Annotated in this window: 13 protein-coding genes and 1 pseudogene; 1 reads left to right on the top strand and 13 read right to left on the bottom strand. The window is 44.4% G+C overall.

Features of this window, described 5'->3' with window-relative positions; all coding sequences use genetic code 11:
* Positions 1-89: 89 nt before the first annotated feature.
* The 5 genes from BLP57_RS03160 to BLP57_RS03140 all read right to left on the bottom strand — a co-directional run bounded on the left by BLP57_RS03160 (position 90) and on the right by BLP57_RS03140 (position 4,310).
* Positions 90-311 carry an HPr family phosphocarrier protein gene (locus BLP57_RS03160; RefSeq protein ID WP_092069405.1) on the bottom strand — a complete coding sequence of 74 codons (222 nt, stop codon included), beginning with the start codon at positions 309-311 and terminating at the stop codon, positions 90-92.
* Positions 312-739: 428 nt separating this feature from the next.
* On the bottom strand, positions 740-2,059 hold the full coding sequence (locus BLP57_RS03155; RefSeq protein WP_015525836.1) for an aspartate kinase: 1,320 nt from the start codon (positions 2,057-2,059) through the stop codon (positions 740-742).
* 182 nt (positions 2,060-2,241) lie between these two features.
* Positions 2,242-2,523: a DUF2325 domain-containing protein gene (locus BLP57_RS03150; RefSeq protein WP_015525835.1), complete on the bottom strand. Its 282-nt coding sequence runs from the start codon at positions 2,521-2,523 to the stop codon at positions 2,242-2,244.
* Positions 2,524-2,666: 143 nt separating this feature from the next.
* Entirely contained in the window at positions 2,667-3,356 is a 690-nt protein-coding gene (gene tsaA, locus BLP57_RS03145) for a tRNA (N6-threonylcarbamoyladenosine(37)-N6)-methyltransferase TrmO (protein WP_059085197.1), read from the bottom strand.
* 87 nt (positions 3,357-3,443) lie between these two features.
* Positions 3,444-4,310: a GGDEF domain-containing protein gene (locus BLP57_RS03140; protein ID WP_175442944.1), complete on the bottom strand. Its 867-nt coding sequence runs from the start codon at positions 4,308-4,310 to the stop codon at positions 3,444-3,446.
* 135 nt (positions 4,311-4,445) lie between these two features.
* Between BLP57_RS03140 and BLP57_RS03135 the strand changes: the two genes are divergently transcribed.
* Entirely contained in the window at positions 4,446-4,700 is a 255-nt protein-coding gene (locus tag BLP57_RS03135) for a hypothetical protein (RefSeq protein ID WP_092069400.1), read from the top strand.
* Between the two features lie 73 nt (positions 4,701-4,773).
* On the opposite strand, the gene BLP57_RS03130 is transcribed toward BLP57_RS03135, so the two are convergent.
* From BLP57_RS03130 to BLP57_RS03095, 8 genes and pseudogenes are all read right to left on the bottom strand, one after another.
* A complete protein-coding gene (locus tag BLP57_RS03130; protein WP_044961183.1) occupies positions 4,774-5,517 on the bottom strand; it encodes a DeoR/GlpR family DNA-binding transcription regulator in 744 nt (247 codons plus the stop codon).
* 71 nt (positions 5,518-5,588) lie between these two features.
* A complete protein-coding gene (locus tag BLP57_RS03125) occupies positions 5,589-5,846 on the bottom strand; it encodes an HPr family phosphocarrier protein (RefSeq protein WP_015525831.1) in 258 nt (85 codons plus the stop codon).
* Positions 5,847-5,885: 39 nt separating this feature from the next.
* A pseudogene (locus tag BLP57_RS18640) lies at positions 5,886-7,100 on the bottom strand (fructose-specific PTS transporter subunit EIIC).
* A 20-nt stretch (positions 7,101-7,120) separates the two neighbouring features.
* The gene (gene pfkB / locus BLP57_RS03115; protein ID WP_022426093.1) at positions 7,121-8,032 is read right to left on the bottom strand and encodes a 1-phosphofructokinase; all 912 of its coding nucleotides are present in this window, start codon (positions 8,030-8,032) and stop codon (positions 7,121-7,123) included.
* A 264-nt stretch (positions 8,033-8,296) separates the two neighbouring features.
* A complete protein-coding gene (locus tag BLP57_RS03110; protein WP_092069397.1) occupies positions 8,297-9,091 on the bottom strand; it encodes an aminotransferase class IV in 795 nt (264 codons plus the stop codon).
* An 86-nt stretch (positions 9,092-9,177) separates the two neighbouring features.
* Positions 9,178-10,599 carry an aminodeoxychorismate synthase component I gene (gene pabB / locus BLP57_RS03105; RefSeq protein ID WP_092069395.1) on the bottom strand — a complete coding sequence of 474 codons (1,422 nt, stop codon included), beginning with the start codon at positions 10,597-10,599 and terminating at the stop codon, positions 9,178-9,180.
* Between the two features lie 4 nt (positions 10,600-10,603).
* Positions 10,604-11,191 (bottom strand): anthranilate synthase component II, encoded by a 588-nt coding sequence (locus tag BLP57_RS03100; RefSeq protein WP_092069392.1) that lies wholly within the window; start codon positions 11,189-11,191, stop codon positions 10,604-10,606.
* Between the two features lie 153 nt (positions 11,192-11,344).
* Positions 11,345-11,554: a DUF1858 domain-containing protein gene (locus tag BLP57_RS03095; RefSeq protein WP_021650997.1), complete on the bottom strand. Its 210-nt coding sequence runs from the start codon at positions 11,552-11,554 to the stop codon at positions 11,345-11,347.
* Between the last annotated feature and the right edge of the window lie 143 nt (positions 11,555-11,697).

Genomic DNA, 11,697 nt, shown 5'->3' with positions numbered 1-11,697 from the left:
AAAGCTTCCCATAATAAAAAGGACGCATGTTCTGCTTTTCTTCTCATGAACTGCGCCCTTTTATCACCGTTTTTCTTTATTCATATTTCTCAACCTACTGCATACTTGGAAAGAACACGATTAAAATCCTCATCCTCTCCGTAACACTTTACTGTCAGAGTCTTTGTCAGATCCAGACTCAAAAGTCCGAGGATCGACTTTGCATCAATGATAATACGGTTATAAAATACATCAATATCAAAATTACATCTGCTGGCTGCATTGACAAACTCCTGTGCACTTTTTTCATCCAGTTTGATCTGTTTCTCCATAGCTGACCGCCTGCCTTTCTGATTTTTTCATATTTCAGTTTTACACAAAAGTTAAGTTTTTGTCAATACTGTTTATTTCATATCAAACTTTTTTCGACACAATGTACAATATCTTTGTCTTTCCTTTGGAAATCCTGTTGAATTTGATTGTATTATTTTTAGATAAATCTTGGATTTTTTCCAAAAAAATCCGCCGCAGGACGGTATGTTACACGTACTGCGGCGGTTTTAAATAAATCGGATATTCGGAATCCGCTTCGCTACTTCCTCATAAACAAAATCCGTTTCCGGATTTATATCAATCGGATATTCGAAATCCGCTTCGCTACTTTCTCATAAACAAAATCCGTTTCCGGATTTATATCAATCGGATATTCGGAATCCGCTTCGCTACTTCCTCATAAACAAAATCCGTTTCCGGATTTTGTTTATATCCGTGTCAGAACAAAAATATCGTAGATTGCTCTGACTGCTTTTTCGAAATCACGATTCTCTACACCGATGATGATATTCAGCTCACTGGAACCCTGGTCGATCATTTTTACGTTTACATTTGCATGGGCAAGAGCAGAGAAGATCCTTCCTGCAGTGCCTCTCTGGGATTTCATTCCACGACCAACAACTGCGATCAGTGCAAGGTCAGATTCCATCTCCACAAAATCAGGCTGCACCAGACGGTGGATACCTGCGATAACCTGCTGCTCTTTCTCCTCAAATTCGTCCTGATGAACATATACAGTCATGGTATCGATTCCGGATGGTACATGCTCAAAGCTGATCCCCTGATCTTCAAATACCTGAAGTACCTTGCGTCCGAACCCGATCTCACTGTTCATCATGGATTTCTCGATATTAATAGAGCAGAAACCTTTCTTTCCGGCGATACCGGTAATAGTAAATTTCGGCTTCTTACAGGTGCTCTCTACGATCAGAGTACCTTTATCCTCCGGGCTGTTTGTGTTACGGATATTGATTGGAATTCCCTCTTTACGAACCGGGAAAATGGCATCCTCATGAAGAACAGTAGCTCCCATGTAGGAAAGCTCACGAAGCTCTCTGTATGTGATTGCCTCGATAGGCTCCGGATTGTGAACGATACGCGGATCTGTTACAAGAAAACCCGAAACGTCCGTCCAGTTCTCATAAATATCTGCATGGATAGCCTTTGCAACCAGGGAACCTGTCACATCAGAACCACCTCTGGAAAATGTCTTTACTGTGCCATCTGCACATGCGCCGTAAAATCCCGGAATAACCGCATGCTGGGATTTGCTGAGTTTTTTGGAAAGGAGTTTATTGGTCTCCTCCGCTTCCAGATTACCAGCTTTATCAAAACGGATCACAGAAGCTGCATCCACAAAATCATATCCAAGATATGCAGCCATGATCTTACCATTGAGGAACTCTCCTCTGGATGCCGCATACTGGATTCCTGCCTGTGCACGGAAATCCTCATCGATCTTCTTGAACTCCTCCTCAAGAGAAAGGCTCAGTCCGAGTCCCTTGATGATCTCATAATATCGCGCCTTGATCGCATTGATCTTCTCAGTGATATCCTCCCCTTTGGATGCTGCGTCATAACATCCATAAAGCATATCCGTCACTTTGATATCCTCGTCAAATCTCTTTCCCGGAGCTGACGGAACTACATAACGGCGGCTCTCATCACTGCGGATGATATCGCCCACTTTCTGGAACTGCTCCGCATTTGCAAGAGAACTTCCACCGAATTTTACAACTTTTTTCATGATAACACCTCTCACCTGTAATTTCGACTTCCAGCGCCGCCTTTTCACCATTCACTGCAACGCTTTACCACAGAAACCTACGGCTATTTTATTGAATAATTTGTAATTTTGCAAGCCTTTCCGTAACATTTCTGCAAAAAAAATCAAATTATACAAGAGAAAAGTATCTTCTGACCTGTTTCTTATGCACAGTACTGCTTCAGAATGTTCTCGAGAGCTGCAGCGCTGCTTGTGTGACAGCGGCATACCGGAATGGATTTTTTCTTTGCTTCTTCTACTGCGCAGTTTACCATTTTGTGGGAAACGGTACTGGTGAACAGGATCATCAGATCCGGCACCCCGATCTTTTTCTTCATGGCTCCTTTTTCCTTGGCAAAAACTTTCGCCTTGCATCCGAAGCCTTTGCAGATATCCTCATACTGACATACCATTCTTTCATTACCGCCTACAATTACAACGCTCATAATTCACTCTCCTTTGATCTCTGAACTTTTATATGACTGTTTCAAGGTTATTTTAAACTAACTTTACTTTTAAAATATTGAGTTAGCACTTGCTAACTCATTTATTATAATACCATCTCACAAAAAGTTTGTCAAAGGTAATTTTAAATTCTGTCTGATTTTTTATATCCTGTGATCTCACATACTGTAAGTATGCCGTTTTTTACCTGAAAATGAACATCCATTCCTGCAAAAGGCATTCCGTATATCCTCTCTGGATCTTTCTGGTAGGCAGGCCTCGGATCCTCTCTGAGCACGCCTTCCAACGCAGTAAGCTTATCCTCCGGAATCCTTGCCTTCCATTCTTCCGGGATCTCTACCTGCAGAAAATGCTGCTCCACCTTCGTCGCAAAGCCGCCTAGCGCTTCCGGATGGCAGTCTGCCGCAGGCAGATATGGCTTAATATCATAGATAGGGGTTCCATCCATCAGGTCCGCACCGGATACGATCAGTACAGGAGCTTCTTTGCTTTCCAGATCGATCTTTTCAAGCTTCACACAGGATAAGCCTACAGGATTGGGACGGAAGGGCGATCTGGTGGCAAATACGCCCATCCTTTCATTTCCGCCCAGGCGTGGCGGACGTACTGTAGGGGACCAGCTCTCACGGATTGACTGTGAAAACTCCCACAGCAGCCAGATATGCGAAAAATCTTCCAGTCCCTTTACTGCTTCACGTACCCGGTATTCCGGTTCAAAAACAATACAGGCTGTCAGTTCTTCCACTCGACCGCTCTGACGCGGGATTCCGAATTTTGTCGGAAAATCACTTCTGATCCTTGCGATTATCTTCATATCCCTATTCTCCCTTTCACTTGCCAGATATACACCTCATGCGCCTGTTACATAATTCTGCTTTCAATGACTGTCATGTCATTTCCGTCAGATCCTCTTGTAGGCAACACAGTTTTTTTGCCGCTTGGCCTGATAGAGAAGCCTGTCCGCTTCCATCACTCCATCTCTGACCTTACAGCTTCCATATACACCTCCCACGCTCATGGAAAGCCGGATTTCTTTGTATTCCGGCACATCTGCCATTGCGATCTCTTCCCGGATATCTTCCAGCTTCTGCTGAAATACCTTTTCCGGGATTTCTTCAAACATCAGAAGAAATTCGTCTCCTCCATAACGCAGTACCACGTCATCTGCACGCACATGCTCAAAAATCATTCTGACAATGGTACAAAGCGCCGCATCTCCAGCTACATGGCCATAGCTGTCATTGATCTGTTTAAAATTGTCCACGTCGATCATAGCTATAGCCCCCATCTTATCCAGGGATTTCAGCTGTTCCTCAAAATATCTCCGGTTTCTGGCACCAGTCAACGGATCTTCATATAATTCCCGGTTGAATCTGCTGATCTTATCGATCAGAGATCCGCTTCCATAAGCTCCCAGAAAGATCTTATCCGTCATTTTAAAGACCATTTCCATGACAAGAGGTGTCCCGTCTATAACCACATATTTGGCGATTACCTGATAAATGTCATCATTGACGAACTCAAATTTCGTCATTTTGTTTTTACGGGCAAAAACTTTGGCAGAAATACAGTTCTCACATCTTCTGCCTTTATTCCACACTGCAAAGCATTTATGTTCTGCTTCATAAGAACAATCGTCTGAGCCAATATTTACCGGAGCTGTACGGCTGACATCCACCAGTCTTACAATGTCAAAAACCGTCTTCAGCATTTCTATTTCCATATTTACTTCCCGGGCAGTCATAAATACACCCTTATCTTTATCCATAATATTTTCCTGCGTTTCTGAAATATTATATACATTCATGATAACATATTGCACCTCAATTCACAATTGTATTTCATCGTCGTTTATGCTATTGTATAGTGTATAAGAAGCAATATTTTTATCAGGAGGTTTCATATGGCACAGAGACGTACAAAGATAGAAGTACTCAATGAGAAAATTTCCAAAGTAGATTCCAAGATTGCTGCCTGCACTGAAAAGATAGCAGCGCTGGAGGATGAAAAAACTGCACTGGCAGCTCAGCTGGATGAGATCCACAAAGCTGAGAAAAAAGCAAAGGAAGCTGCCGAGCTGAAACGTCTGCTCAAGCTGATGCACAAAAAAGACATTTCCGTGGAAGATCTGGAATCCATGATCTCCAAGGAAGACTGAGACAGAACCTCAACAAATAAAAAACCGGTTTACGAAGAATTTTTTCTTCCAAACCGGTTTTTTTGCGATCTTTCTATGATACGATCTGTATATTTCTGCAATCTTTATATTCTTTGGAACAGCTTTCCGTCAGGATCACCGCTCCGTCAAATGAAAAGAATGTCACCGCACTGATCTGTCCGAATTTGGAGCTGTCAGACACTACGTACTTTTCCAGACACTGCTCCATGGCGGTTCGCTTTACCAGTGCCTCATTGGATTCCGGCGTGGTAAAGCCTTCTCTCTGAGTCATCCCGTTGGTCCCGAAAAAGCCCTTTGTAAAATGATAATTCTTCAACATCTGCATGGCCTGACTTCCGATCACAGCTTCCGTAGATCCCTTCAGTTCTCCGCCGATCAGCAGCACACGGACTCCCATCTGAGCCAGAGCCCTGGCATGGGAAACACCATTGGTGACAAAAGTCGCCCCGGAGCCTTCCAGATGCTCCAGCATATATCCGGTAGTCGTTCCCGCATCCAGATACACAAAATCTTCCGGACGGATCAGAGCTGCCGCATAGGCTGCGATCTTCTTTTTTTCTTCAATATTCAGCTCAACTTTCTGGGCTACGGTAGGCTCATAGGCATTGACAGTATGTTCCAGCGCCACCGCACCGCCAAAAACCCTGGTCAGCTTCCCCGCCTTGTAAAGCGCCGTGATGTCTCTGCGGACCGTAGATTCCGATGCATCTAGGATATCTTTCAGTTCTGTTACCGTAACACTGTTTTTTTCTCTGAGAAGGCCGAGTATGATCTCGTATCTCTGCTCCGTCAGCATTCCTTTTCCTCCTTCAAAAAAGACATCCCGATCGACCGGACCGGGATGCCTTCTGTTCACTCATTCTGAGATTACAGGTTCTCCTGCATGAATTTGCTTACTGCCTCGTATGCTGCATCCTCATCTGCACCATCGAATGTAAAGGTAACCTCATGTCCCTTCTTTACGCCAAGTCCCATAAGTGCAAGAAGCTTTCTGCACTCTACAGTCTTGCCGTCCTTCTCGATAGTGATCTTGGACTCGAAACCTTTTACAAGCTTCACAAGCTCTCCGGCCGGACGTGCATGGATTCCTTCGTTATCTGTTACTACATACTTGAATTCTTTCATTTCTTTATCCTCCAGTTTTTTATTTTAATTTTAAAAAATTTAAGCAACTTTTTTCTTCAGTACCCCGAGAAGTACAGCTGAGATCAGAGTTCCCACAACCAGTGCGACCAGATACATCATTGCATTACCTACAACCGGGAATACGAAGATTCCGCCATGTGGTGCCATCAGTGTACAGTTGAAGAACATGGAAATCGCTCCAGCTGCTGCGGAACCGACGATACAGGACGGAAGTACATGAACCGGGTCAGATGCCGCAAAAGGAATCGCACCTTCTGTGATAAATGCAAGTCCCATAATAAAGTTGGTCGGTCCTGCCTCACGCTCTTCTTTTGTAAATTTGTCTTTAAACAGCAGGGATGCGAGTGCGATGGCACACGGAGGAGTCATACCTCCCACCATAACTGCTGCCATAATGTCATAGTTGCCTGCCGCAATAGCTGCTGTACCAAATACATATGCTGCTTTGTTGAACGGGCCGCCCATATCAATGGCCATCATACCACCAAGAACCAACCCTAAAATTACTTTACTTGAATTTCCCATGCCTGTCAAGGCATTATTTAATCCTGTATTGATACCGCCCATGATCGTCTCTACAACGAAGGTTATACAGAGTCCCATAAGAAGGACACCAGCAGCCGGATAGATCAGTACAGGCGCTATTGGTCCGCTTTGCTGATTCCATCCGAAACCTGACATTCGATGACTTTCTTTCCATCGAAACGATCCATGGGAACCTTGGCATCTGCAGCTACAATGATGCAGTCTGCCTCCCGGATCTCCTGATCCGTAAGTACATTTTTTGCTCCACCGGAGCCTCGTGTCTCTATTTTAATGAAACAGTCTTTCGCCTTCGCTGCCTTTTCCAGTCCCTCTGCTGCCATGTAGGTGTGGGCAATACCTGTGGGGCAGGAGGTAACTGCCAGCAGTTTAGCTCTGGCTCCTTCGGAACTTCCTGTATCTGCCAGTCTTTCATCAATATCTTTTTTCTCCTCATCGGCCTTGTCGATGATCTCCATAAATTCATCTACAGAACCTGCGTTACGTAAGGATTCTGTAAAAGATTCCCTTACCGATTCCTGTCGTACTTTCTTCCTCTCTTAAATACACCTGTTTCCGATAAGCTTCCCTGTCGCTGATCTTTTCACTTTTTACCATAAGATCTACGGCCATGTCCAGAGCTTCAGATTTCGTCTTCGGCGCAGCATCCAGTGATATGCTTCGTTTGTCAAGCAGATCTGTGATTCTCATCTTCCCTTCTCCTTTCTTCTTTACCCCTCTGTTACCTGTTCATATACTGCCTGAACTTCTTCCCTTGTGGCAAGATTTTCAGAAAATGCACTTGCGCTTCCTGCGGAAATCCCCATATGGAATGCATATTCGTGATCCTGTTTTTCCATCCAGCCTGCCATAAAGCCTGCTACCATGGAATCTCCGGCTCCTACGCCATTTACCAGTGTTCCTTTCGGCGCCGGTTTCTCAAACACCTGACCGTTTTCCGCTACCAGGACAGCTCCCTCACCGGCCATTGAGATCAGCACGTTTCTGGCTCCTTTTTCCTGGAGCTTCTTTCCGTAAGGGATCACATCCTGACGGTTCTTAAGCTCTACGCCAAAGATTTCTCCAAGCTCATGGTTATTGGGCTTCACCAGGAACGGATGATACTTCAGGACATTTACAAGAAGATCTCTCGTTGCATCCACAACGATCATCACGCCTTTTCCGTCCAGTCTCGCCATGATCTTCTCATACATATCATCCGGCATAGATGAAGGAATGCTTCCTGCCAGAAAAAGCACATCTCCCTCTTTCAGTGTGTCAAGCTTCTTCATCAGCTCCTGAACCTTTTCAGCGCTGATCTCCGGTCCCATTCCGTTGATCTCAGTTCCATCAATAGATTTCAGCTTCAGGTTGATCCTTGAAACGCCTTCCGGGATCCTGATAAAATCAGATCTCACTCCCATCTCCTCAAGCTTTCTTACAATCTCATCTCCGACGAATCCTGCCATGAAACCAAGTGCTGTATTCTCGATCCCAAGATTCATCAGCACGGTGGAAACGTTGATTCCCTTTCCGCCCGGAAGCATCAGCTCAGAGCTTGTCCGGTTGGTAAGTCCGAGTTTAAAATCCTCCACGGAAACGATATAGTCCAGAGACGGATTAAAAGTAACTGTACAGATCATTTTTTCTCCTCCCATATCTTTTATCCTGCGGTTTTTGACCGCTTTTTGTTGTTTTTCATTTGTTGAACTCAGTATACTTCCAAAGTCATTCAAAGTCAATCAAATTATTTCGCAAAATTCATGAACGTTTTTGGTTGAGTTTGCACAAAAAACGTGCATCAACCTTAGCTCTCCCTGGTTAATGCACGTTTATCCCTGACTGTATTGGTCACTTTCATTCAAATTCCATCACCTTTCCTGAATGTGATAGTTTCGCAATAACATTTATCTGATTTGTTTCTTATTCGCAGTATCTCTGACCATCTTCTGATATCTTCTCATCAGCTCCCTTGTCACTTTGTCTTCCTCAAACCGGATTCCTCCGATCTGACGCACCGGCATGATTCCCATCAGGGAATTTGTGACAAAGCATTCCTGATACCATTTAAGATCCTGAACATAGATATAGGTTTCTTCCACCGCTTCCGTGTCACAGAGATATTCACGGAGGATTCCCGGAAGAAGTCCGCAGCTGACTTTTGGTGTATAGATCACGCCTTTTCGCACAAAGAATACATTACTTACTGTCCCTTCCGATATCTGTTTCTTTGTATTCAGAAACAACCGTTCATCCATTCCTGCTGCTGTAGCATTACGTTTTTCCAGAATACAATCTCCGTAATTCATGGTTTTGTGATATACAAGAGGTGATGTTTCATTTCGTTTTACCTTGCTGACATCCATGATAAAGCCTTTTTCATAATTCTCCGGCGTATAATGATTGGCACGAAGAGAATACACTGCATTTTCCTTTGTAAGCATAAGCTTCAGCGCACAGTGTTCCAGTCCGCCAAATTCTTTCTGCACCCCCGGGCGTTTTTTTTGTTCTTCCAGATATTCTTCGATCCTCTCGGCTGTGATCCCACGTACTGCCGGATCACCCAGCTTCAGGAAATCTGCCGCTCGTTCCAGTCTTTTCAGATGCTTTTCCAGAAGTATGGGGGTTCCCTTTTCTATTCCGATGGTCTCAAATGCTCCCAGACCGAACTGAAAACATTCGTCTAAGGTTATGTTGTTCATTTCCTTTGACCTCCTTATGAAGTGTCCCTGTCAGATTCTCTGATCTGTCCACAGAGCCTTTCACTTTTACCGTTCTGTATGTTTCTCTACTGCAGCGCATCCAGGATCGCTTTCGCCTTCTGCAGAGTCTCCTCGTACTCAAATTCCAGATCTGACTCTGCTGTGATCCCGCCGCCAACGCCAAGGTGATATTTTCCGTTTTTATGAAGAGCTGTACGGATCACGATGTTGAAATCGCAGCTTCCGTCCAGTGTCAGATAGCCGATAGAACCTGTATAAAGATTTCGCTTGCCGTGTTCCAGCTCGTCAATGATCTCCATGGCACGGTATTTCGGCGCACCGGTAATAGAACCGCCGGGGAATGCAGCCTCCAGAAGATCCATAACATTTTTTCCGTCTTCCAGTTTTCCTTCAATATCCGATACCAGATGAAAAACCGTAGCGTATGCTTCCACTGTAAAAAGCTCGGTTACCTTCACGCTTCCCGGTGTACACACCCGGTTCAGATCATTTCGCTCCAGGTCTACGATCATAAGAAGTTCACTCTTATCTTTTCCGGAATCCTGAAGCTCCCGATGGAGCATTTCATCTTCCTCAGATGTTACGCCACGTTTTCTTGTTCCCTTTATAGGACGGGTATTTACATGACGGTCTTTCATCTTCAGAAAACGTTCCGGAGATGCACAGACGATCTGATAATCTCCGAAATCCAGATATCCGCCGAAAGGAGACGGATTATTTTTCCGAAGATCATAAAAAACATCCAGAGGTGGTTTTTCGCTTTCAATGGTCAACTGCTGCGTCATATTGGCAATATAGATATCGCCCTCTATAATATAGCGGATCATCCGGTCTACTGCCTGTTTGTATTCTTCTTTCTCAAAGTTGGGATGAACCTGGATCCTGAATTTCTCACGGTGAGAATTTTCCGTGACCATCCTGTTTCCGGATTCCTTTTTTTCCCCTGTTTCCGATCCTTCCTGTTTCCCCGCCTCTGTAAATTCCCGGATTGCTTTTTCCATCGCTCCGATTTCTGTTGTAGCGTCTGCACTGATTCCGTTTGACACAAGATAGGTTCTTTTTTCCTGACAGTCTTCTATGATAAAACAGTCATAAAACGTCAGAACTGCCTCCGGAACAGTCACAAGATCCTTTTCTCCGGATGATACTCCCATCTGTTTTCTTCCGTAATCATAGGAAAAATATCCTACTGCGCCGGATACGATGGGAAGTCCGCTGCTATTTTTGTCCTCATGGGTATTTAAATATTCCCGCATATAGTCTTCAAAGGTTGTTTCTGTTTCCGGCCTTCCGTTGATGGTAAAGGTCTCTCCGTCCTTTACCAGCTTCAGATACGGGCATCTTCCGATCACAGAATAATGTCCCAGCTCATTGACAAGGGAGGAATCCAGAAATGCTGCTCCGGGTTCCCTCTCGTAGATCCGGAAAATGTCCGCTGCAGGGATGTATGGGGTCAGTTCTTTTATTCTTCGTTGATTTTTGTACATATTTTTACTCCTCCTTCTGAAAATCCTCCGCGATCCTGCAAAAATTCTCAAGAAGCTCATGTCCATATTCCGTACGAACGGCTTCCGGATGGAATTGCACACCGTAGATAGGCAATGCTTTATGGGAAATTCCCATAACAGCACCATCATCAGAAAGCGCATCCACCTGATACTCCTCCGGGATGCTGTCTTCCCGAACAATCAGGGAATGGTATCTTGTCACCTTATATTTCTCCGGCAGGCCTGCAAACACTCCTGTTCCGTGGTTGTGGATCTCTGTTACTTTTCCGTGCATGGGACACACGCCCTTTTCCACTACTGCTCCCGCACAGTGGCCAATCACCTGATGTCCCAGACAGACACCAAGAACAGGAATCCTTCCCTGAAATCTTTTTACGGTATCTACGCAGAACTTCGCATCCCAGGGACGCTTCGGTCCCGGAGAAAGGATGATTCCTTCCGGGTTCAGCTCTTCCAACTCCTCCAGGGTGATCTCATCGCAGCGTCTGACCAGGATCTCTCTTCCAAGTTCCTGAAAATATGCCTTGAGATTATAAACAAATGAATCGAAATTATCGATCATCACATACATGCTTTTTTCCTCCATATCAAGCAGATATTTAAGACTCTCTTTATCGTCTGCTCACAAAAAAAGGGATAACGACGGCATGCCAAAAAGACATGCACAGTCGTTATCCCCTTGCGGTCCGTAATCTGTACGTTCTAATATAAATTGTACTGCTGATTATTTCTGTTTCTTGGTTTCCTCATAATGATGGATGTCTGCCAGTACAGCGTTTACATCAAGTCCGTGTACCATACATGCCTCCTCAAGAGACTCACCGATAGAAGACGGACAGCCGATACAGTGCATTCCTTCCTGCATAAGAATGTATGCAATCTTCTCATCGTATGCAAGCATCTCGCCCATTGTTGTTTCCTTTGTGATTTCCATGATCTATATTCTCCCTTCTGGATCTGTAATCTTACCCGGAATCCCGGTTTCCTGGTTTTTTCCGCAGTTATAATATCATTATAACTGTATCTTCCATAATTGCAAGCCTAAATTTATTCTTTTCATTTTCTGTATTATACCCA

The organism is Blautia sp. SF-50, from assembly GCF_900101315.1.
Lineage (GTDB): Bacteria > Bacillota > Clostridia > Lachnospirales > Lachnospiraceae > Blautia_A > Blautia_A fusiformis.
Note: the sequence above shows the minus strand (reverse complement) of the source record. Positions and strands in the feature narration are given on the sequence as shown.

Bases quoted from the DNA above. Each gene is read 5' to 3' on its own strand.
- BLP57_RS03160 (WP_092069405.1), bottom strand. From the start codon at position 311: ATGGAGAAACAGATCAAACTGGATGAAAAAAGTGCACAGGAGTTTGTC.
- BLP57_RS03155 (WP_015525836.1), bottom strand. From the start codon at position 2,059: ATGAAAAAAGTTGTAAAATTCGGTGGAAGTTCTCTTGCAAATGCGGAG.
- BLP57_RS03150 (WP_015525835.1), bottom strand. From the start codon at position 2,523: ATGAGCGTTGTAATTGTAGGCGGTAATGAAAGAATGGTATGTCAGTAT.
- tsaA (WP_059085197.1), bottom strand. From the start codon at position 3,356: ATGAAGATAATCGCAAGGATCAGAAGTGATTTTCCGACAAAATTCGGA.
- BLP57_RS03140 (WP_175442944.1), bottom strand. From the start codon at position 4,310: ATGGATAAAGATAAGGGTGTATTTATGACTGCCCGGGAAGTAAATATG.
- BLP57_RS03135 (WP_092069400.1), top strand. From the start codon at position 4,446: ATGGCACAGAGACGTACAAAGATAGAAGTACTCAATGAGAAAATTTCC.
- BLP57_RS03130 (WP_044961183.1), bottom strand. From the start codon at position 5,517: ATGCTGACGGAGCAGAGATACGAGATCATACTCGGCCTTCTCAGAGAA.
- BLP57_RS03125 (WP_015525831.1), bottom strand. From the start codon at position 5,846: ATGAAAGAATTCAAGTATGTAGTAACAGATAACGAAGGAATCCATGCA.
- pfkB (WP_022426093.1), bottom strand. From the start codon at position 8,032: ATGATCTGTACAGTTACTTTTAATCCGTCTCTGGACTATATCGTTTCC.
- BLP57_RS03110 (WP_092069397.1), bottom strand. From the start codon at position 9,091: ATGAACAACATAACCTTAGACGAATGTTTTCAGTTCGGTCTGGGAGCA.
- pabB (WP_092069395.1), bottom strand. From the start codon at position 10,599: ATGTACAAAAATCAACGAAGAATAAAAGAACTGACCCCATACATCCCT.
- BLP57_RS03100 (WP_092069392.1), bottom strand. From the start codon at position 11,191: ATGTATGTGATGATCGATAATTTCGATTCATTTGTTTATAATCTCAAG.
- BLP57_RS03095 (WP_021650997.1), bottom strand. From the start codon at position 11,554: ATGGAAATCACAAAGGAAACAACAATGGGCGAGATGCTTGCATACGAT.